Below are 21656 nucleotides of genomic sequence, written 5' to 3'. Positions count from 1 at the left end.
TGGGCCCTGTTGCTTGAATCGGCCGATTGTTGCACGCTCCGGCGGATCACCGCCCGAATGCGCGCGCGGCACAGGATTTTTTCAGGAGTTAGACTTTGACGAAGACCGGTCACCTGGCCCGCCTCGGCGCCGTTTCGACGATTGCGGCGCTCGGCACCGGGGTCTCCAGCCTCGCCGTGCAGGCCGATACGATGGCGCCTTGGTACATGCCCGCCGCAACCCGCGCCGCGCAATTCGCCGATTTCCGCGAGGATCACCGCCGCACCGTTGTCGAGTTCCAGCCCTTCCGCGCCGAATTGCTCGGCACCGGGGAAGATGGCACGCCGCTGCGGCTGATCTCGCTCAACCCCTATGTGAACTCGTGGTTTGTCTTGGAAACCGGCGAGGGGCGCAGCCTGCGCCAATGGCATCTGGAGAACGCGGCGCCTGAGCTGTTCACCGTCTCCTTGGGTGAAGACGGCCGCCATATCGTCATCGAAAGCGAGGCCGGCACCGTCACCTGCGATCCGTGGGAAGGCGAGCTGTCCGAGGCCGAGAGCGCCGGCATTCCCTATTCGCCGATCTGCGAGCAGCGTCTGTTCCTGCGCAATCAAGGCTCGGGCAGCCGCACCACGCGCGAGGCCGTCACCGAATTTCTGCGCGGCTATGTCCCCTTCGGCGAGAGCCTGATCAACATCATCAAGGACACGCTCTACGAGGACGCCTATCTGACCTCGGCCCAGACCATGGATGAGGCCGAGGCGGGTTCCACCGTCGAGCTGCTGGGTCAGGCCGATCTACGCACCCGTCCGGTGATGCGCTCGAACCTGCGGGTCGACTTGGTCGGCGCGGAATCGACGCAGATGGAAGCGGGCTCGTGGTATGCCGTGCAGAACGCACCGGGGATCTATGCCTCGGTCGCGCAGCCGGGCATGGCCAGCCAGGAGGTCATGGCGGTGCCGGGCGCGAACGGGCTCGACGGGGTCGAGAACCGCTCGGACGTGCATATGTGGGCCTTCGACATGTCCCGCTTCGACCTGCGCTATGAGATCGGCACCTCGCACCCCGAGGTCGACTGGTCCCCGCGCCCCTCGGGCGCCGGGCGCGACTATAACCTGCCGGGGCCGGACGGCTTTGCCAGCGTCGATCCCCTGAACATGACGGGCATGCTGAACCCGATCTTCATGGATCGCCTCGCCGGGATCTTCGCCGGCGGCTTCAAGCGCGATCACGGTGCATGGCGCCTGACGGATTTCGCCTATACCAACCATGGACACCATTACGGTTTCGTCGTGAACGGCGTGGTGCTGTCGCGTCTGCAACCGGGCCTGGCCACGATGATCGTCTTGCAGGACGGCTCGGTGCATATGGAGACCTGGACCGAGCAGCTCGATTACCTGCTGCCGCATATCCGTTTCGCGCGTCAGAACGGCACCCCGGTCATCGAGCGTGGCCCTGACGGCGTCGGCATCCCCGGCAGTCAGGTGCGCAGCTGGATGGGCGGCAACTGGTCGGGCTCGGCCGAGGCACAACTGCGGACCCTGCGCTCGGGCGTCTGCATGCGCACGATCGAAGACCGCCAGTTCCTGATCTACGCCGTGTTTATGTCGGTCACCCCCTCGGGCATGGCGCGCACCTTCCAGGCCTATCATTGCGACTATGCGATGCTTCTGGACATGAACTCGCTCGACCTGACCTATTCCGCGATCTACCCGCGTGAGGCCGGCTCCGAGGAGTTCGACATCGTCCATCTGGATCGCCGCATGGCAGAATCGGACAGCCGTCACCGCGATGGCTCGCCGATGGGCCGCTTCATCGAATTTTCCGACAATCGCGATTTCTTCTACCTGCTGCGCCGCTAAGGAGGCATTCATGAAATCCCTGGCCAAACTGGCTCTGGCGGCGGGGCTAGCCCTGTCGCCGCTCTCGCTGCACGCCCAGACACTGGCGCAGAATAACGAGGTCATGTTCCAGCAGATGCAGCAATGGCGCGGCATTTCGGGCGCCGCGATGGGCCGCATCCGCGCGATCTTCGGTGAGAACGGGATGATCGGTCAGGGCAACCCGGCCGTGACCCGCCACCCGCTGACGCCGGAACAGGCCGCTGAGCGTCAGGGCGGCAGCGTCGATTCTGTGCGCCGCGCCTACCGCAACGCCCGCTTTGAGCGGATCTGCGGTCATCCCTATGAGGTGCCGCTCTACAACCCCGAGACCGAACGCCCCGAGGACGCCACCGTCTGCGCCTTCATGTTCGAATACCCGAACGTGCCGCTGACCTATCCCGTCACCTGGGTCCGCGCCGACCAAGCCGCCCGCCTCTGCGCCGCCGAGGGCGCCCGCATCGGCGATGCGCATGAATGGGAAGGCGCCGCCGCCGGACAGCTGCTGCCGCCCGATTACAATTTCTCGCTCGGCAGCCAGCAGGCCATGCGCGCCTGGCACAACAACCACTATGCCAGCCAGCGCAATGTCTTCTCGATCGGCCAATGGCGCTCGGGCGTTTGCGCGACCGGTTCGTCGAAGACGCCGGGCTGCAATGGCGGCTCCTGGTCGGGCTGCGGTTCGAACACCTATCCCTCGGGCTCCTTCCCGCAATGCCATTCGCCGCTGGGTGTCTATGACATCGACGGCAATGCGGCCGAGCACATGAACCTGCCCCTGAACGAGAGCCAGATGGCCTCGCGCGGCTCGACGACCCTCGGCGTCACGGAAATGAAAGGCTCGTGGTTCATCTGGGACCAGATCCGCGCCCATGAGCACTGGGCCCGCTGGCGTGCGCCCTTCTGGCATGGCACCCGGGTCATGTCGACCTCGAGCCACTCGAACTACCACCTCGGCTTCCGCTGCTTCCGCGATGTGCGCTGACCAGTAGCCACCCCGCGCCCCTCATCTTTGTGCCAGAAATATCCTCGGGGGGTGAGGAGCGTAGCGACGAGGGGGGCAGACAGCCCCCCTTCTTTTTCACCGCCCGTGCGTCCGGTCATATCCGTTGACGACCGGCGGCGCCCACCCCGCCAAGGCTTCCGCCGGGGTCTCATAGACATCCACCTGCAGCGGATGACAGGCCGCGACGTCCGAGGAATGCTCGGCCCCGCAATCGCCCCCCGGACAGGCCGAAAGCACCCCGATCAGGTCGATCTCGGCAAAGAACTCCAGATAATCCCCGGTTCGGACCGGGCTCGCCTTCATGAAATACTGCCCGGTGTCCTGCGTGAACCCGGTGCACATGAAGACGTTGAGCACATCATGCACCAGCGCCTCCGCCCCGGTGACGCCCTCGTCCGACAGCGCGCGCGTCAGGTTCGAATGGCAGCAATGATGGTACTGGTCACCGTCCGACAGCACCCAATGCGTGTAGGGATCGCAGCGCGTGCCGATCACGTCGTGGACCCGCCCGCCGAAGGCATCGACCCCGTACCAACCGAGCGTGTCTTCGACCAAGGTCGCCATGGGGCGCAGATAGGGAAAGCTGGACCACATCCGGTCCCCGACCCCGAGATGCGTGCCATGCAAGGCACGGGTCTTGCCGGAATAGAAGCGTTCGGTCGGATCGGCGGCGGAGAAGAGGTTGAGATCGCCGACCTGCGGTCCCTCGGGACAGGTGATGCGGAAAAATCCGCCCGCCGGGACCCGGAACGCCCGCCCATCGCGGGGAGGCACCATCACGCGTGACACGGAGGTGGCCGAGGCGCGCGACCGCGCCATAAGGCCCAGATCGACGGCGGGAAGCGTGTCCACCGGGTAGCAAATCACCGGCGCCACGGCGCGGCGGGCATCAGCATCCTGTGGCGGTTGCGGGATGTCGGGCATAAGGCGCTCCTGAGCAAAACCCCCCCTTTCTGGCCGGGCTTGCCCCGCCGATCAAGCGTCGTGCTGGGTGGCCTTAACCCGGGCGGCGCAAAACATGCGGTCGATCTGCTTATTTTCTCCGCAAGCATCTGTCCTAAAGATTTTTTAAACTGTCGGTTGCACAACTCATGTCTAAGATGGGGAAGGTTGAAGGTGTGCGGGAAATCGCAGATGGATGACGGTCACCGGGAGACGACGGTCCCGCCGCGCAATGTGCGGCGCGGCGATGAGGCTGTCATTGAAGGCCTCGGCATGTTGCTGCGTGCCACGCCTGATCAGCTGGACAAGACGATTGGCGCCGTGCTGGAGCAGATGGGCCTTGCCGTCGAGGCCGAGCGTTGCTGCCTGTTCACCCGCGACGGGGCCCTTTGGACACCGGGTCAGGATTGGGTCGTGGCGGGCCTGAACGGGATCGACCGCCGTCTGAAATCCGACATCCTCACTGCCATTCTGGAAGATCCCTTCGGCCTCGATGCCGGGCATGTCATGGAAATCGCCGATGTGCAGGCGCTGGCCGAGTCGCCGGTCAAAGCCCTCCTGCGGACGGCCGGCGTGCGCAGTCTGGTGGCCGTGCCACTGGTGCAGAACGGCATGCTCGCCGGTCTGCTGACGGTGCAGCGCATCACCTCGGCGCAGCCGTTCGGTCGCGATGAGGTTCGGTCCATCCGTCAACTCAGCGACGGTTTGGTCTCCGCCCTCGCCCGCCGCAGTGCCGAGCGCGAGCGCGACGCTGCCCGTCTGCAACAGGCTGAGGCGCTGGAGCGTCTGCGCGCTACCTTGGCCGCGATGCCCGAGCTGATGCTGGAAATGGATAGCGAGGGGCGCTGCCTCGACTATCACACGGCGGCGCCCGAGAATCTCGCGGCGGCCCCCGCCGCGCAATTGGGGCGCCTACTGGAAGACACTCTCCCGCCCGAGGTCGCTGCCCTGCAACGTGCCGCGATGGCGGAGGCCAAGCGCCATGGCACCGCCAAGGTGCAACGCTATCCGCTGACCATCGGCGGCCATGAGCGTTGGTACGACACCACCATCGTCCGCCGCCGCCGCATCGCCGGCAAGGAAGGCTACATCTTCCGGATCCGCGACGTGACGGCCGAACGGGCGCGCGAAGAGCAGAACGCCATGCTGGTCGAGGTCACGCATAACATGGCCAACCCGGCCGTGGTGCTGGACCGGAACCGCCGCATCACCTGGGTCAACACCGCGTTTGAGCGCTACGCAGAGGCGACGATCGACGAGCTGCGCGGCCGCTCGATCCGCGAATTCACCGCCAACAGCATCGAACCCGCCGCCATCGCGCGTCTGGAAGCCGCGCTGGAAAAACGCGAAGCGCGTCGGTTCGAGCTGGTCCGCTGGGACAAAAGCGGCGGTCGCCGTTGGATCGACGTCAATATCCAGCCGATGACCCGCGCCGATGGCAGCGCCGGCGGTTTCCTGATGCTGGAAACCGATATCACCGCGCTGAAGAAGCATGAAACCCAGCTGCAGCTCCTCGCGGCCGAGGCCGAGCAGGCGCATGACCGCCTGCACGCCGCCATCGAGTCGCTGCAGGACGGCTTCGCCTATTACGATCCCGACGACCGGCTGGTTCTGTGCAACGAACGTTATCGCCAATTCTTCCCGCGCAGTGCCGATGTCATGGTGCCCGGCGTCCGGTTCGAGGAGTTCCTCCGCCACGCCTTGGACAACGGGGAGTTCGCCGATGCCCTGGGGCGCGAGGACGCCTGGCTCGCCCAACGCATGGAGATGCACCGCCGCGCCACCGGCCGGATGGATCTGCGCCTCACAGACGGCCGCTGGCTGCGCATCTACGAACGCAGCACCCCCGACGGCGGGCGCGTCGGCATGCGCGTCGATGTGACCGCCCTGAAGGAAGCGCAGCGCAAGCTGGCGGATATCATCACCGCCGCGCGCGTGGGCACCTGGGAATTCGATCTTCAGGCAAATGTCACTGAAATCAACGACTTCTGGTGGGAGATGCTGGGCTATCAGCCCATCGACTACCCCGAGTTGGGGCCCGCCACCTGGGAAAGCCACGTTCATCCCGACGACAATGCCGCGATGCGCCAGATGCTGCGCCGTATCCGCGACGGTGCGCAGGTCAATGTCGAACAGGAAATGCGGTTCCGTCATGTCGACGGCCATTGGGTGCATGTCCTCTGCCGCGGCCGCCTGAGCCAGTTCGACGCCGAGGGGCGCCCGCTGCGCATCAGTGGCGTAGGCCTCGACGTGACAGACCGTCGGCAGGCCGAGGAACGGCTCAGCTCGATCCTCGCGGCAACGTCGATCGGCACCTGGCGGTTGGATCACGCAACCGACCGCGTTGAAATCGATGAACAATATGCCGCCATGCTGGGCTACACCCGCGCCGAGCTGGAGCCATGGACCATCGCCAAGTTCGAGGAGATGGTGCATCCCGATGACGTCCACCGGATGCACAATCAGGTCAGCAAACTGTTCGATTCCGACGACAGCAGCATCGACCATGAATTCCGTATCCGTCATCGCGACGGTCATTGGGTCTGGGTGCTGTCGCAGGCACGGGTGCAGCGTTGGTCTGCGCCCGGTGTCGCTGCCGAAGAGACCGGGATCCACCTCGACATCACCGACCGCAAGACGCGGGAGAAGGCGCTGGGTGAGGCGAAACTGCAGCTGGAACAGGCCCTTGCCGCGCATCGAGCCTCGGAGGAGCGTTATTCCGACATCGCTGCGGCCTCGGACGAATGGTTCTGGGAAATCGTGCCGGGTCGCCGGATCTCGCATATCACCGCGGGGTTTGAACGCACGACAGGTATTCCGGTCAGCCATGTGATCGGCAAGACCCTGACAGAGCTGGGCGTCACGCCCGAGTCCGACCGTGCCGCGGGCGATTGGCCGCGGCTGGCGCAATGTCTGATGGGCCGCGATAAGCTGCACAACTTCCTGTTCCGGCTGGTTCCCCGGCGCACGGACACGCCGATCTGGCTGCGGATTTCCGGCGCGCCTTTCTATGACGCCGACGGAAAATACGCCGGCTATCGGGGCGTTGGCTCCAATGTGACCGAACTGATCGGTGCCACGGAACAGGCCGAGGCTGCCAGTCAGGCGAAATCCCGTTTCCTCGCCAATATGAGCCACGAGTTGCGCACGCCTTTGACCGGCGTTTTGGGCATGGCCGAGCTTCTGGCCGACAGCGCCGTCGACGACCATCAGCGCGAGATGGTGGCGACGATCCGCGACAGTGGCGAGGGGCTGCTGGCGATCCTCAATGACATCCTCGACCTCGCCAAGATCGAGGCCGGGAAGATGTCGCTGGAACAGGCGCCGTTCCTGCCCTCCGAGACCCTGGAGCGCATGCGCGCCATCTTCGCCCCGCGGCTGATGTCTTCGGGATTGGAGATGACGCTGGAGATTGGCGCGGATTGCCGGATGCCGCGGCTTGGTGACGCCAACCGCCTGATGCAGATCCTGCACAACCTCGTCGGCAACGCCATCAAGTTCACCGAGGAAGGCGGCGTCACGCTGACCGCCCATGCCTCGGCCGAGGATCCCGATGTGCTGGTCGTCACGGTCGAGGATACCGGCATCGGCATGACGCCGGAACAGATGCAGAAGGTGTTCGACGAGTTCGAGCAGGCGGAGAATTCCACCGCCCGTCGCTTTGGCGGCACCGGGCTTGGCCTGTCGATCACCCGCCGCCTGACCAGCCTCATGGGCGGGCGCATCACCATGGAAAGCACCGCCGGCGAAGGGACTTGCGTCACCCTGACCCTGCCGGCCCCGCGAACCGATGAACAGGCCGAGCCTGAGAAGCGTCTGCCGGCTGCGGCCATCGACCTTGAGGGCACGCGCCTGCTGGTGGCCGATGATAACCGGACGAACCGTCGGATCCTCGATACCATGCTGACCGCGCTGGGCACCAAAGTGACGCTGGCCGAGGATGGGCAACACGCCTGCGACCTCTATCAGCCCGGCGCCTTCGACCTGCTGCTTCTGGATATCTCGATGCCGGGGCTCGACGGGATCGAGGCCCTGCGCGCCATCCGCGAGGTCGAGGCCGCCGCGGGCACCCCGCCTGTCCCCGCTCTGGCCGTCACGGCGAACGCGATGCAGCACCAGATCGAGGGCTATATCAGCGCGGGCTTCGACGGCCATGTCGCGAAACCCTTCCGCAAGGAGACGCTGGCACAGGCAATCGGCCATCATCGGCGCCGGAGCGATCCCTCGGCGGCCTGAAAACGGCGTGGAAGCGCGGAACGGGTCGCATCCGGGCTTTCCAATTCCGCCGCCGCGCCCTAGCGATGAGGGGTTGAAGCGGAGTTTCCCATGCCCCTTTTCCTCGGCGTCGATACCGGCGGCACCTATACCGACGCGGTCCTGCTGGACGATGCCAGCCAGACCATCCTCGCCCATGCCAAGGCCCTGACATCGCGACCGGATCTGTCCCAAGGCATCGGGGCCGCGGTGGACGCGGTATTGGCGCAGGGCGACGAGATCGACCCGGCCTCCGTGGCGCTTGTGTCGCTGTCGACGACCCTCGCCACCAATGCGCTGGTCGAGGGGCAAGGCGCCCGCGCGGCGCTCGTGCTGATCGGCTTTGATCGCGGCGACCGCGCGCGCGCGGGCTTGGCCGAGGCCTTGGGCGACGATCCCTTGATCGAGCTCTCCGGCGGCCATCAGCATTCCGGCGCGGAAGCGGCCCCCCTGGACCTTCCGGCGCTGGAAGCCGCGCTCGATGCCCTCCCCGCCGGTATCTCCGCCGTGGCCGTCGCCGGCCAATTCGCCACCCGAAACCCCGCGCATGAGAACGCCGTCCGGGCGCTGGTCCGCAACCGTCTTGGCCTTCCGGTGACCTGCTCGCACGAATTGTCGGCCGGATTGAACGGACCCAAGCGCGCGCTGACGGCCTTGTTGAATGCGCGCCTCGTGGCGATGATCGACCGGCTGATCGGCGCCTGCGAGGGCCATCTGGCGACCCGCGGGATCACCGCGCCCCTGATGGTGGTCCGCGGCGACGGTGCCTTGGTCTCGGCCGCCTTGGTCCGGGAGCGTCCGATCGAAACCATCCTCTCGGGCCCGGCCGCTTCCATCGCGGGTGCGGCCTGGCTAACCGGGCAGAAAGACGCGTTGGTCTCCGATATCGGCGGGACCACGACCGACGTCTGCCTGCTGCGCGACGGCAAGCCCGCGATCGATCCCGAGGGTGCGCGTGTCGGTGGCTGGCGCACGATGGTCGAGGCCGTGTCCATGCGTACGACCGGCCTTGGCGGTGACAGCGAGGTCCATCTGCGTGATGGCCTGGAGGGGGGGCTGACCCTCGGGCCCCGGCGCGTGTTGCCCCTGTCCCTCGCCGCCTTCCAGCATCCCGAACTGGTGCACCGGATGCTGGACGAAGCCCTGGGCCGTGACCCTGCGCCCGAGGAAACCTGGCGCCTCGCCCTGCCTCTATTCACCGCCCTGCCCCCGGGTTTGCCGCCGCGCGACGCGACAGTGTCTGAGCGCCTTCTGGCCGGCCCGCAGCGCCTGTCCTCTCTGTTGCAGACGCGGCTGGAGGGCCCGGCCCTGATGCGACTGGTGCAGCGCGGGCTGGTGATGTTGACCGGCGTTACCCCCTCGGATGCGGCCCATGTTCTGGGACGTCAGTCCGGATGGGACCGCGGCGCGGCCGAGAAGGCGCTGACTCTTCTGGCCCGCCGCCGGGGCGGGCATGGGAACCGGATCGCCTCCGGCCCCGAGGCCATGGCGCAGCAGATCGTCGACCAACTCACGCGGCAGACGGTGGAATGCCTGCTGGAAGCCGCCTTCGCGGAGGATGGGCGTGACTTCGGCGCCGCCCCGGAAACGCTGGCCCGGCATGCCGTCACGCAGGCGTCGCTGGACCGTGCCGGCGGCCTCGTCCAGCTTTCGGCGCGATTGGGCGTCCCGGTGATTGGCCTCGGTGCCTCGGCCGGCTGCTATTATGGCGCCGTCGGAGAGCGGCTGGGTTGCGAGATGATCGTTCCGGTCCATGCGGGCGTCGCCAATGCCGTCGGCGCCGTCGTCGGCCAGGTCTCGATGCGGGCCGAGGGGCAGGTCACCGCCCCTACCCCCGGCGTCTTCATAGCGCACCTCACGGCGGGCCCGCAGCGGCATGTCGAGGGGGAAGCCGCTGTTGTAGCGCTGCGTGCCGATCTGGCAGAACAAGCCCGCAGCCGCGCCATGGCCGCCGGCGTGGATGAGCCCCGGGTCACCGATGAACGAGAGGACATCGGCGCCGAGATCGAGGGCCAGCAGATGGTGGTCGAGATCCGTCTGCGTGTGACGGCCGCAGGAAGGCCGAGGATCGCGACAGGCTAGTCTTGCAGCGGCACAATCCGGGCGCTAGAACGCCCGAACCGGAAGTGTGGCCGAGTGGTTTAAGGCTCTGGTCTTGAAAACCAGCGTGGGGGAGACTCCACCGTGGGTTCGAATCCCACCGCTTCCGCCATAGTCCCGTCGTCAGCCATTGATATCAATACATCTCCACTGATGGCTAATCGATCAAGACTCTGAAATCGTCCCCTTTCAAAGACCCGCCCAACCGAAGCCTAGGGCAATGATTCAGGGCCTGCGACCCACGAAAGTCGGATTGACCTGCCGTCTCAAGGATTGAGCGACGTTTGCGCGGACGAGCCGGCTTGCAAGTCAAAGCGTCAGTATTCCGGTCGTCTGCATCCCACGCAAGCCGACGGGGCTGGCCGTTAGTAGGGAAGATCCAATGCGAAGGGGCCGCGACAAATAAGGCGTTGCGTTGTCGGACTGGGCTCGTGCCGGACATCAGGTCGCTTCCGCGCGGGCACAGAACTGCCGGCGTGGCGCCGGTGGCCCGCAACCGGCCATTGAAACCGGAAGCCGGCGGGCTGGCAAAGGCGATCGATCGCCCTGATCAGCCGCTCCGGCTTGGCACCGCCTCTTGTCTTGGCGGACCGAAGCGACGAAGGCTGAAGGGCGCGGCTTCTTGTGGCAAAGCACCCTCGGCAATCCAGCCGGCCACCTTGGCTGCGTGAATTGCCGCAAGCGAGACCCCGCTGTGGCAGGTCACCAAGAAGGCACCGGGAGCAATCTCGTCGTAGATCGGCGCATTGTCCGGCGCGAGGATCCGCAAGGCCGACCAACTGCGGACCAGTCGAACATGGCGCAGAAAGGGGAAATAGCTGACGGCGCGGCGGGCGATGGCCTGCGTGACCTCGGCGGTGGTGCCGGTGTCAAAACCGACATCCTCCCAACTACCGCCCAGAAGGTAAGAGCCATCGCGTGTCTGCCGGACATGCTCGCTTGGGATATGCATCCGGGGAGCACAGCGCTCGGTCACCAGGATCTGCCCACGCATGGGTTTGATCGGCAGGGAGACGCCGAGATTTTGCCCCAAGGCGATGTTGCCAAGGCCCGCCGCCAACACCACACGGCCACAGGTGGTCGTCCCTTCGGCATTGACGACACGGTATCCGTCTCCAAGTCGTTCAATCCGCTCGACGCGGGCCCCCCGCCTGAGAACCCCGTCATCGCTCAGAAGGCTTGCATGCAGCGCGCGGAGCAGCAGCATGGGATTCGCGGCGCCATCGATGTCGCAATGCAACGCGCCGGGCATGTCAGGAGAGACACCGGGCATGAAGCGCGCGATCTCGGCGGGCGTCAGCACATCGAAGGCCAGCCCGCTGCGTCGCTGAAGGCGCTCCATCAACGCAATGCGCTCGCGCAGGGAGTCCGCATCGGGGCAGAAGACAGAGAGGCCGTTTTGCTCCAGCTCGATGTCGATGCCGGTCTCGTCCACCAGACGGTCGGCGAAGTCCTTCCAGACCTGAACCCCTTGCAGTGCCCAAGGCGCGTAATCCTCAAGCTGGCCACCCTTGCCCCCCGCGCAAACGAGGCCGAAATTACCGCGGCTGGCACGGAAGGCGCTGTCGCCTTCATCGAAGACAGCAATTCGCAGGCCACGCTTGCGGAGGCCGTAGGCGATGGCGGCCCCGACCAACCCGCCGCCGATCACCGCGATCTCGACATTGTCTGAGGCTTTCATGCGCCTTCCTCCATGGCCGGCAATCCGGCGATCTGGCCAAGCGGGACGGGCTTGAGAGGCGCCCGTACGCTTTGCCGCCGCAGGTCGTTCATCGCGGTTCCCGTTTCCGAGGCGATGAGCCCGGTCATGGCGAGGGCGCAACTGCGCCCCTGACAGCGGCCCATGCCGCAGCGTGTGAAGCTCTTCAATTGATCGGCGCCGGTTGCACCATGGCGGATGGCGGCCCTGAGGGCGCCGGCCGTGACGTTCTCGCAGCGGCAGACGATGACTGCGTCGTCCAAGGCAGCAGGCACGGACAGACGAGGTGGATAGCGCGCCTCGAGGAACGGGCGGAACGCCGTCTGCCGTTTGAGGATCCGCCGGGGGCTACAAGCGAGTGCGTCGCGGCGGGCCGCGTCGATCTGCCCGAGCTGATAGGCGATCTGCAGCGCCGCGAGGATCCCGGCCTGCTCCGCGGCAGCGGCACCCGTCACACCGGCGCAATCGCCGGCGACGAAGACTCCCGGAAGACGGGTCTCGCCCCAGAGATCGGCCTGAGGCTGATAGGCCTGTCGTCCGTCGTGCCAGATCTCGGCGCAACCCAGTGATCGGGTCGCGTGATCATTCGGGATCACCCCGTCGTGCAGCAGAATCAGATCGGCGCGCAATTTCTGGGGAACGCCCTGCGCGTCGCGGAAACGAAGGCCTTCGGCGCGCTCTTCGCCCAGCACGGTAAGCTCGGAGGCCTGCCGATACCACGGCACGCCCGCTCGGCGCAGAGCGAGCAGCATCGCCGCCCCCTGCCAGAGCATTTCGGGCGCATGGCGTGCGGCGACAATACCTGCCAGACCGTCGCGCAGGCTCTGACGCGGGGTCGTCTCGACAAGCGCGGCAGGTGTCACCCCTGCAGAGATCATCTGCTTCGCAACAAGATAAAGAAGCGGTCCGCTTCCGGCGAGGATCGTCCGGCCGGTCGGCAGCGCGCCGCTGGTCTTCAGCAACAACTGCGCCGCCCCGGCCATCATCACACCGGGAAGCGTTCCGCCTTTCAGGGGCACCGGCCGCTCCAACGCACCGGTTGCGAGGAGCAGCCGCTTCGGGTGCAGCGTCTCGACCGGGGCTGCGCCGGTGACAAGCTGCGTCGTCAAATCGGCGTCGATCCGCAACGCTTGGGTGCCGGATCGCAGGTCGATCTTGCTCGCGGCCTCGATCAACGCCGCGCCCCGCCGGACGATCGCCGAGGCCTTATCCGGGACGTTTCCGCCCACGCCTGCGAGGATATTGCCGCCCACAGCCGGGCGGTCATCGGCCAGCGTCACGCCGAGGCCCAGGTTGCGGGCCGTCCGGGCGGCGGCCAGTCCGGCAATGCCGCCGCCGATGATGAGGAGGTCAGGATCGGTCATACGGCGCCTCTCGATGGGAGTTGACGCTCGATCCGCATCCCCGGGTGCACAGCGATCAGGCACGCTTGCTGATTGTCCTGCCCGTCAATCGTCACGAGGCAATCAAAGCAGACCCCCATAAGGCACAGCGGCGCGCGGGCTTCGAGCAGGGGGTCCGCGCGGCGATAGGCATCAGAGGGCACGCTGCGCAGCAACAATGCTGCGACGGTTTCCCCCGGGAATGCCAGCATTGGCGCGCCGTCCAGAGAGATCGGCACATCGGGGCTGCGGCCTGAGGGGACGTGGAAAAGCGGCGGGTGGGAGGACGGGGAATTTCGGGTCATTCTCAGGTCATACGACCGGCGACACGATGGGGATACTTCCCCCTCGGCAACAGAACCAAGCGTCAGGTTATGAACCTGCGTTGATGGAAAAAACGGGCGCCCTGTCGGGGCGCCCGCTGTCTTCCGCGTGGTGGATGGGGGTCAGTTTTCTTCCCAATAGGCGTCGGCAAGAGTGGGATAGCCGTCCGCCTGTGTGGTGTGATTACGCAGACGCGTGTCGTAGACAGTGGTCTGCTGCATCACGAACAGATCGAGGATCGGCAAGTCGGTCTGGGCAATGCGCTGCATCTCGTGGAACAGCTCGGCCCGGCGCTCGGGATCGTTCTCCGTCTGCGTTGCCACAAGGATCTCATCCATTTCGGCGTTGGAATAGCCGGTCCCGTTGGAGAACGGCACACCCTGCACGATGTTGTCCGACCAATAGAGACGCTGCACGCCCAGCGTCGGATCCGGCAGTGCCGAGAGGGTCGTGCTGGACATGTCGAAATCATAATCGGTGTAGATCCGGCGCAGATAGGTCGGCGTGTCCTGTGTGCGGATCTCGACCTCGATGCCGATCTCGGCGAGGTTCTGCTTCACCACTTCCGCCGTGCGAACATAGTTCGGACCGAAGGGCAGCGGGTCATGCGTCATGGTGAAGCGCACGCCGTCGTCGCCGCGCGGGAAGCCCGCGGCATCGAGCAAAGCCTCGGCCGCTGCCGGGTCGAACGGATAGCTCGGCACGTCATCGGTGTAGAAGGCGGACAGCTGCGGCGGGATCGGGCCGGTGGTCGGCGTGCCGAAGCCGCACCAGATCGCATCGAGGATGAAATCGCGGTCGATAGCGTGGGCCAGCGCCTGACGGACTTCCCGGTGGGCCAGCGTCTCGTCGCGCAGGTTGAGTTCCAGCATGAAGATCGTCCCGAAGAAGTCGTAGCCGCGGGTCTCGACATCGATATGGTCCAGTTCGCCCAGACGCTGCGCGGTGCAGGGCGAGACCGGGCTGAACGAGCCGAATTCCAGCTCGCCCGTCTCGAAAGCGGTCGCGCGGGCGGCCTCGTCGGGGATGATGCGGAACACGATCCCGTCGAGATAGGGCCGGCCGGGCTGCCAATAGCCGTCGTAGCGTTCCAGAATGACCGCCTCGCCACGGCGCCATTCCTGCAGCTGGAACGGGCCGGTGCCGACGGGTGAGAGTTCGACCAGATTGGTGGCGATGTCCTCACCGTCATAGATGTGCTGCGGCACCACCTGGCTTTCGCCGCCGTTCAGGATGCTCAGCAGGAACGGCACCGGCTGGTCCAACCGGAAGATCGCGGTCAGCTCGTCCGGCGTCTCGACATCGGTGACATGTGCGAGGTTCACCCGGTTGCGCGGATGCATGGTCTTCCAGATCTCCATGACCGAAAAACGCACGTCTTCCGAGGTGAAGGCTTCGCCATCATGCCAGGTCACGCCAGCGCGCAGGTGAAAGGTCACCGAGAGGCCGTCCTCGGCCACCTCCCAACTTTCGGCCAGCGCCGGCTGCAGGTTCATGTCGAGATCATAGGTCAGCAGACCCTCGAAGATCTTGCTGGAGACCTGAAGCGCGCCGCCGACCGGATTGTGGGCAGAGACGAGGAAAGCGGGTTCCGGGTTGACCACTGCCTGAAGCACGTGGCCGGGCTGGGGGTCGGCCAGAGCAGGCGAGAGGGTGGCAGCGCCGATCAGAATTGCGGCAGCGGTTGCCAGGAGCCGGCTGCGCAGGGAATGGGGTGTGGTCATGGTCGTGATCCTCGTGGGGTGCGTTCTGCCTTGACGCTATGAAGCTCGGCCCGCGCCGTCCAACAACTCGGCAGAGCACGTTACCGTCGATAAGTTATGAGTTCGGACAGGCCATTTCGCGGCAGGTTTTCGCGTTGCCGCTTTATCGGGCAAGGGCGCCCTGTCTCGCGCCGCTCTCGGCCCCGGCGACCGACTTCATAACTTTTGACACCCAACCTCGTTCACCGTGTCAGCATACAGGGCGCTTTTGCCTTGTTAGAACCGGCGCAAAGGGGGCCCTAATGAGCCGAAATGCACAAGACCTGATCCGGTTTGTCCTGAGACGGTTGATCCAGTCACTGCCGATCCTTCTTGGGATCGCCACCATCAACTTCCTGTTCGTCAATCTCGCGCCCGGGGATGCAGCCGACGTCCTTGCCGGTGAGGCAGGCGCCGCCTCGCCCGAATTCATGGCCGCGCTCCGCGAGCGCTATGGCCTCGACCAGCCCTTCTATGTCCAGTTCCTGGTCTACATGGGCAAGTTGCTGACCTTCGATCTGGGCTATTCCTTCCGCTTCTCGCGCCCGGTGACCGAGCTTTTGTTGGGCACATTGGGACCGACGCTGCTGCTGATGTCCACAGCCATCCTGTTCGCCTGTTCGATGGGCGTGTTCCTGGGCGTGCTGGCCGCGCGCTGCGTCAACCGCTGGCCGGATTACCTGATCTCGGTGGGCGCCCTCATCGCCTATGCCACGCCGGTGTTCTGGCTGGGGCTGATGATGATCGTGCTGTTCTCGGTCAAGCTGGGTTGGCTGCCCTCAAGCGGGATGCAGACGATCGGCGCGGGTTACACGGGCTGGCGGAAAATTGGGGATGTAGCACTGCATCTCATCATGCCGGCGACGGTGCTGGGCATGTATCTGACGGCGTTTCAGGTCCGGCTCATTCGTGCTTCGATGCTGGAGATCGGCGAGCAGGATTTCGTCACCACCGCCCGTTCCAAGGGGCTGAGCGAGCAGACGATTGCCTATCGCCATGTCCTCAGGAACGCGATCCTGCCGATGGTCACGATGGTCGGGCTTCAAGTCGGCGCGATCCTCGGTGGATCGGTCCTTATCGAGACCGTCTTCGCCTGGCCCGGCCTCGGACGGCTGGCCTACAACGCCGTGTTCCAGCGCGACCTGAACCTGCTCTTGGGCCTCTTGTTCCTGTGCTCGATCATGGTCGTCGTCACCAACATCCTCACCGAGGTCGCTTATCGCCTCATCGACCCCCGGATCCCCCTGAAATGATCTCTCGCAATAGCTTGCTGGGCCGCTTCGGGCGGCACTACCCGGCCGTGGCAGGCATCACCCTGCTTGCCGCTGTCACCGCGATGGCGCTGCTGGCGCCGGTCCTCTTCCCGCAGGGCCCTTGGCGCATGGTCGGTCGGCCGCAACTCTGGCCCGGTGCCGACCCGCGCTTTCCGCTGGGTACTGACATCCTCGGCCGTGACCTGCTGGCCTGCCTGTTCTACGGCGCGCGCGTCTCGCTGCTGATCGGCCTCTCGGCCACGCTGGCCGCGACACTCGTCGGCACGATGATCGGCGCGGCGGCGGGCTTCTTCGGCGGCAAGGTGGACCGCTGGCTCATGGGTTTCACCGAGATCTTCCAGACCACCCCGCCCTTCGTATTGGCCGTGGTCGTCGTCGCCGCCTTCACACCGTCGCTGACCTCGATCATCATTGCCATCAGCCTCGTGTCCTGGCCCCCGCTGGCCCGGCTGGTCCGCGCCCAGTTCCTGCAACTCATGCCCCGCGAATTCGTGTTGGCCGGCATCGTCATGGGCATGAGCAACACCCGCCTGATCGTCACGCAGCTTCTGCCCAATGCGATCACCCCGATCATCGTCTCGTCTTCCCTGATGATCGCCTCGGCGATCCTGCTCGAAGCCGGGTTGGCCTTCCTCGGGCTCGGCGATCCCAACGCCATGAGCTGGGGCTACATGATCGGTGTCGGGCGCGAGGTCCTGCGCACCGACTGGTATATCACCACCATTCCCGGTCTCGCCGTCTTGCTGGCGGTCCTTGCCATCAATCTTGTCGGCGAAGGCTTGAACGACGCCCTGAACCCGAGGTCGCGCAACCGATGACACCTGTCCTGTCCATCTCCGGCCTGCGCGCACGGTTGCGCGGCCCGGACCCCTCCGCCTTTGTCATCGACGGGCTCTCCCTGCAGGTCAATCGGGGCGAAGTGGTTGCTCTGGTGGGCGAATCCGGCTCGGGCAAGACGATGACCGCCTATTCCGTGCTGCGCCTCCTGCCGCCCGCGATCCAGCTGACCGAGGGCGAGATCCGCCTCGGCGGGCAGGACGTGGTGGCGATGGAGACCCGCCGGTTGCGCGATGTGCGCGGCACGCTGGCGTCGATCATCTTCCAGGAGCCGATGACCTCGCTCAACCCGCTGATGACCATCGAGCGGCAGATCGCCGAGATGTTGTTGACCCATGGCAAGGCGACGCGCCAGACGGCACCCGAACGGGTGATCGAGCTTCTGGAACTGGTGCGGATGCCCGACCCGCAGACCCGGGCGAAGCAATATCCGCACAGCCTGTCGGGCGGCCTGCGCCAGCGGGCGATGATCGCCATGGCGCTGGCCTGCGAGCCGCAGATCCTGATCGCAGACGAGCCGACGACGGCGCTGGACGTGACGATCCAGCAGCAGGTGATGAAGCTGCTTCTGGACCTGCGCGACCAGCTGGGGATGGCGATCCTGCTCATCACCCATGACCTCGGCGTCGTGGCCGAAGTCGCCGACCGCGTGGCCGTCATGTACGCCGGCCGCATCGTCGAGGAAGGTCCGGTCGTCGAGCTGCTGGAGGCCCCGCGCCATCCCTATACCGCTGGCCTGCTCGCCTGCCTGCCCGAGGGGGTGGGCGACACCGGGCGTCTCATCGAGATCCCCGGCCTGCCGCCGAAGCCCGGCTCGATCCCCGAGGGCTGCCGCTTCGCCCCCCGCTGCCCTTCCGCGACCGAGCTTTGCACCCGAGTGACGCCCGAAACACGGACCGAAGGCGTCCAAGCCTTCGCCTGCCACCATCCGAGGATGCCCGCATGACCGAACCGCTGCTATCGATCAGGGGCCTGCGCAAGACCTACGCGACCGACAAAGGCCTGCTCACTGCGGTGGACGGCGTGGACCTGACGCTTGCCCGCGGCGAAACCTATGCGCTGGCCGGCGAATCCGGCTGCGGCAAGTCCACGCTGGGCAAGATCGTCGCCGCGCTGATCGCGCCCGACGAGGGCAGCGTGCGCTTCGACGGGCAAGAGTTGGTGGGCCTCTCGCCGGCCCGCCTCCGGCCGCTGCGGCGGCGGGTGCAGATGATCTTCCAAGACCCGTTCTCCTCGCTCAATCCCCGCGCCACGGTGCGCCGGATCATCGAGGAGCCGCTGATCGTGCACGGCATGCGCGGCCGGACCGAACGGCGCCGTGCGGTCGCCGAGATGATGGACCGCGTGGGTCTGCGCGCGGATGCCGCCGACCGTTATCCGCATGAATTCTCGGGTGGGCAGCGCCAGCGTATCGGCATCGCCCGGGCCCTGATCCTGAAGCCGGATCTGGTGGTCTGCGACGAGCCGGTCTCGGCGCTGGACGTCTCGGTCCGGGCGCAGATCCTCAACCTACTGTCCGACCTGCAGAAGGAACTGGGGCTGGCCTATCTGTTCATCTCGCATGACCTGTCGGTGGTCCAGTACATGGCCGACAAGGTCGCCATCATGCATCTGGGCCAACTGGTCGAGACCGCCCCACGCGCGGCCTTCTGGGACGCGCCGCGCCATCCTTACAGTCAGGCGCTGATCCGGGCGCGTCCCAATCCCGACCCCCGCCGCCGCCTGCAGGACAAGCCAATCCTCGAAGGGGAATTGCCCAGCCCCATCGGCAAACGGCAAGGCTGTGATTTCCGCAGTCGCTGCCCGCTGGCCTTTGATCGTTGTACCGCCGAGGCTCCGCGTCTTCACACACTTGGGCCCGCGCATCGCGCCGCCTGCCACCTTGTCGAGGGCGCCGCCGCCCCATCGGACGCCTGACATGACCCTGCCCGAGACCTGGCATCCCCTCTCCCTCACCGCCCTCGCGGCCGAGATCCGCGCGGGCCTTTCGCCCGTAGCCCTGACCGAGGACTGCCTCGACCGCATCGCCCGGCACAACCCGCAGATCCGCGCCCTGATCCATGTCGATGCCGAGGGCGCCCGCGCCGCCGCCGCTACGGCCGAGGCCGAGCTGCGATCGGGCCTTGATCGTGGCCCGCTGCACGGCATTCCCGTGGCGCTAAAAGACGTGATCGACGTGGCGGGTCAGACCACCACCGGGGGCTCGCGGCTGTTCGACGGCACAAGCGCGCTGTCGGACGCGGCCTGCGTCGCCTCCCTGCGGGCCTCGGGCGCGGTGCTGATCGGCAAGGCCAATCTGCACGAGCTGACCGCCGGCACGCATGACAATCCGTGGTTCGGCAAGGTGGTGAACCCGCGCGACCCGCAGCGCGGCACGGCGGGCACCAGCAGCGGCTCGGCGGCAGCGGTCGCGGCGGGCTTCTGCGCGCTGGCCGTGGGCTCGGACACTGGCGGCTCGAACCGCTCGGTCGCGGCCACGACCGGTCTCTTTGGCTTCAAGCCGAGCCAAGGCGCGGTGCCCTCCGAGGGCAGCCTGCCGACCGCACCGGCCTTAGACTGCCTCGGGCCGATCGCGGCTTCGGTGGCCGACATCCGCGCGGGCTTTGCCGCGCTGACAGGCCGGGCAGCTCCGCCCCCCACCCCAGTCGATCTGCACGGCCTGACCATCGCTCATGTCCCCGACTTGCACGGCGCCGAGGTGGACACGACGGTGAAGCGCGCGTTGGAAAGCTGGCTCGGGCAATGCGAAACCCATGGCGTGCGGGTCATAGAGCTGCCCTTCCCCGACCGCGCGGCCTTCATCGACGCGGGCCTCACCATCCTGCTGCACGATTTCGCCCGCTATTACACGCCGCTGTTCCGCGAGGACCCGGATGCCGTCGGCGCCGCCGCCCACAACTTCCTAGAACTTGGTCAGGACATCGACCTTCCCGCCTATCAGGCCGCGCTGGCGGTGCGGGCGCGGGCCATGGCCGGGCTTGAGGACTGGATGGGCGAGGCCGAACTGATTGTGCTGCCGACCGCACCGGGCCTCGCTCCCACTCTCGGCGACGAGACGACCCTCGTAAACGGGAAGGCCATGCCTTTCGGGCTTGCGGGAGGTGCCTTCCGCCGTTGGGCGAACATGCTCGCCGTGCCGACGCTCGCCGCACCCCTGCCGACCGACGGCGCCCTGCCCGCCTCGGTGCAGCTCGCCGCCCGGCCGGGACAGGATTTCCGCCTTCTGGACCTCGCCGAGGCGCTCGGCGGCTGGTCCTCGCCCCTCGCCCCATTGATCGGAGACGCCGCATGAACCGGGATTTCTCGCCGCGCGAGATCGAGATCTTCGCCGCCGTCATGCTGCACGGCACCACCACCAAGGCCGCGGATTCGCTGGAGATCACCCAGCCGGCCGTCTCGAAGGCGCTGATCCACATCGGCGACAAGGCCGGGTTCAAGCTGTTCCGCAAGGTCCGCCAGCGCCTCGTGCCGACGCCCGAGGCGCATATCCTTTACGCCGAAGTCGAGAAGGTATTCGAATCCGCCCGCCTCATCTCGCGCACCGCGCGCGAGATCCGCGAGCTGCGCACCGGCCGGTTGGAGATCACCTCCCTGCCCGCCTTCGGCACCACCCTGCTGCCCGAGATCGTCGCGCGGTTTTCCGAACTGCATCCGACCCTGTCGATCGGAGTCGATATCCGCGCCACGACGACGGTGATCCAGCGCGCCAGCCGAAACCAGATCGACATCGGCATCGGCGCGACACTGGATGAGGACAATCCCTCGATCACCCGACGGTCCTTCGCCTCGACGCCGCCGGTCTGCGTCATGCCGGAGGGCCATCCGCTGGCCGCGCTGCCGGTCGTCACGCTGGAGGATCTGCAGGGGCAGAACTTCGTCTCGCTGGCGAATGGCGATCCGATGCGGATGCGTCTCGATCAGATGTGCGACGCGCGGGGCATCGGCCGCAACGTGAAGATCGAAGCCAGCCTCTCTGGTGCCTGCCTCGGGCTTGTTGCCGCGGGTGCGGGCGTGGCGGTGGTGGACCGGCTCTCGGCCTGGATGGCGCGGCACCTGCCGATCGAGATCCGCGCCTTCGAGCCGATGCTCGACATCAACCTGAGCATCTATCGGCCCTGGGGTGTCGCGGCCTCGTCCGTGTCCGAGGCCTTCTCGGCCTTCCTCGTGCAGGAGACCCGCGCCTATCTGCAGGAAGTTGACGAGGGTATTCGCCGCATGGCGCAGGATCTGGCCTGAG

At 66.4% G+C, this 21656-nt stretch carries 15 protein-coding genes and 1 tRNA gene; 11 read left to right on the top strand and 5 right to left on the bottom strand.

The features are described 5' to 3' along the window. The first annotated feature begins 95 nt into the window (after positions 1-95). Together BCY78_RS01405 and BCY78_RS01400 are read left to right on the top strand one after the other, a co-directional pair. On the top strand, positions 96-1841 hold the full coding sequence (locus tag BCY78_RS01405; protein WP_068296744.1) for a hypothetical protein: 1746 nt from the start codon (positions 96-98) through the stop codon (positions 1839-1841). A gap of 10 nt (positions 1842-1851) precedes the next feature. Next, a complete protein-coding gene (locus BCY78_RS01400; protein WP_068296742.1) occupies positions 1852-2844 on the top strand; it encodes an SUMF1/EgtB/PvdO family nonheme iron enzyme in 993 nt (330 codons plus the stop codon). A gap of 96 nt (positions 2845-2940) precedes the next feature. Here BCY78_RS01400 and BCY78_RS01395 read toward each other — a convergent pair whose 3' ends face one another. Next, positions 2941-3789, bottom strand: coding sequence for a DUF1989 domain-containing protein (locus tag BCY78_RS01395; RefSeq protein WP_068296735.1), 849 nt, complete (start codon positions 3787-3789; stop codon positions 2941-2943). 210 nt (positions 3790-3999) lie between these two features. Here BCY78_RS01395 and BCY78_RS01390 point away from each other — a divergent pair, with 210 nt between their 5' ends. The 3 genes from BCY78_RS01390 to BCY78_RS01380 all read left to right on the top strand — a co-directional run bounded on the left by BCY78_RS01390 (position 4000) and on the right by BCY78_RS01380 (position 10273). Continuing rightward, positions 4000-8043, top strand: coding sequence for a PAS domain S-box protein (locus tag BCY78_RS01390; protein ID WP_068296732.1), 4044 nt, complete (start codon positions 4000-4002; stop codon positions 8041-8043). A gap of 90 nt (positions 8044-8133) precedes the next feature. Continuing rightward, positions 8134-10143, top strand: coding sequence for a hydantoinase/oxoprolinase family protein (locus BCY78_RS01385; protein ID WP_068296731.1), 2010 nt, complete (start codon positions 8134-8136; stop codon positions 10141-10143). Positions 10144-10183: 40 nt separating this feature from the next. Continuing rightward, positions 10184-10273: transfer RNA gene (locus BCY78_RS01380), tRNA-Ser, on the top strand. Positions 10274-10711: 438 nt separating this feature from the next. Here BCY78_RS01380 and BCY78_RS01375 read toward each other — a convergent pair. From BCY78_RS01375 to BCY78_RS01360, 4 genes are all read right to left on the bottom strand, one after another. Next, entirely contained in the window at positions 10712-11842 is a 1131-nt protein-coding gene (locus BCY78_RS01375) for an FAD-binding oxidoreductase (protein ID WP_068296730.1), read from the bottom strand. Next, the gene (locus tag BCY78_RS01370) at positions 11839-13224 is read right to left on the bottom strand and encodes an NAD(P)/FAD-dependent oxidoreductase (protein WP_083194755.1); all 1386 of its coding nucleotides are present in this window, start codon (positions 13222-13224) and stop codon (positions 11839-11841) included. The genes BCY78_RS01375 and BCY78_RS01370 overlap by 4 nt, the downstream gene beginning before the upstream one ends. Continuing rightward, on the bottom strand, positions 13221-13547 hold the full coding sequence (locus tag BCY78_RS01365) for a (2Fe-2S)-binding protein (RefSeq protein WP_083194754.1): 327 nt from the start codon (positions 13545-13547) through the stop codon (positions 13221-13223). The genes BCY78_RS01370 and BCY78_RS01365 overlap by 4 nt, the downstream gene beginning before the upstream one ends. A gap of 141 nt (positions 13548-13688) precedes the next feature. After that, on the bottom strand, positions 13689-15290 hold the full coding sequence (locus tag BCY78_RS01360; protein WP_083194753.1) for an ABC transporter substrate-binding protein: 1602 nt from the start codon (positions 15288-15290) through the stop codon (positions 13689-13691). A gap of 281 nt (positions 15291-15571) precedes the next feature. Between BCY78_RS01360 and BCY78_RS01355 the strand changes: the two genes are divergently transcribed. The 6 genes from BCY78_RS01355 to BCY78_RS01330 are packed head-to-tail and all read left to right on the top strand — an operon-like array spanning position 15572 to position 21655. After that, the gene (locus BCY78_RS01355) at positions 15572-16561 is read left to right on the top strand and encodes an ABC transporter permease (RefSeq protein WP_068296727.1); all 990 of its coding nucleotides are present in this window, start codon (positions 15572-15574) and stop codon (positions 16559-16561) included. Beyond that, entirely contained in the window at positions 16558-17400 is an 843-nt protein-coding gene (locus BCY78_RS01350) for an ABC transporter permease (RefSeq protein WP_068296725.1), read from the top strand. The genes BCY78_RS01355 and BCY78_RS01350 overlap by 4 nt, the downstream gene beginning before the upstream one ends. After that, positions 17397-18365, top strand: a complete 969-nt coding sequence (locus BCY78_RS01345; protein ID WP_068296720.1) for an ABC transporter ATP-binding protein — start codon at positions 17397-17399, stop codon at positions 18363-18365. The genes BCY78_RS01350 and BCY78_RS01345 overlap by 4 nt, the downstream gene beginning before the upstream one ends. Beyond that, on the top strand, positions 18362-19336 hold the full coding sequence (locus tag BCY78_RS01340; protein ID WP_068296717.1) for an ABC transporter ATP-binding protein: 975 nt from the start codon (positions 18362-18364) through the stop codon (positions 19334-19336). The genes BCY78_RS01345 and BCY78_RS01340 overlap by 4 nt, the downstream gene beginning before the upstream one ends. Before the next feature lies 1 nt (position 19337). Then, positions 19338-20711 carry an amidase gene (locus BCY78_RS01335; RefSeq protein WP_068296715.1) on the top strand — a complete coding sequence of 458 codons (1374 nt, stop codon included), beginning with the start codon at positions 19338-19340 and terminating at the stop codon, positions 20709-20711. Further along, the gene (locus BCY78_RS01330; protein WP_068296713.1) at positions 20708-21655 is read left to right on the top strand and encodes a LysR substrate-binding domain-containing protein; all 948 of its coding nucleotides are present in this window, start codon (positions 20708-20710) and stop codon (positions 21653-21655) included. Before BCY78_RS01335 ends, BCY78_RS01330 begins: the two co-directional genes overlap by 4 nt. The last annotated feature ends 1 nt before the right edge of the window (position 21656 follow it).

It is taken from the genome of Pararhodobacter sp. CCB-MM2 (assembly GCF_001691415.1).
In the GTDB taxonomy this organism is placed as follows: Bacteria; Pseudomonadota; Alphaproteobacteria; order Rhodobacterales; family Rhodobacteraceae; genus Pararhodobacter.
The sequence above is the reverse complement of the archived record's forward strand: the minus strand, read 5'-3'. Positions and strand labels throughout refer to the sequence as shown.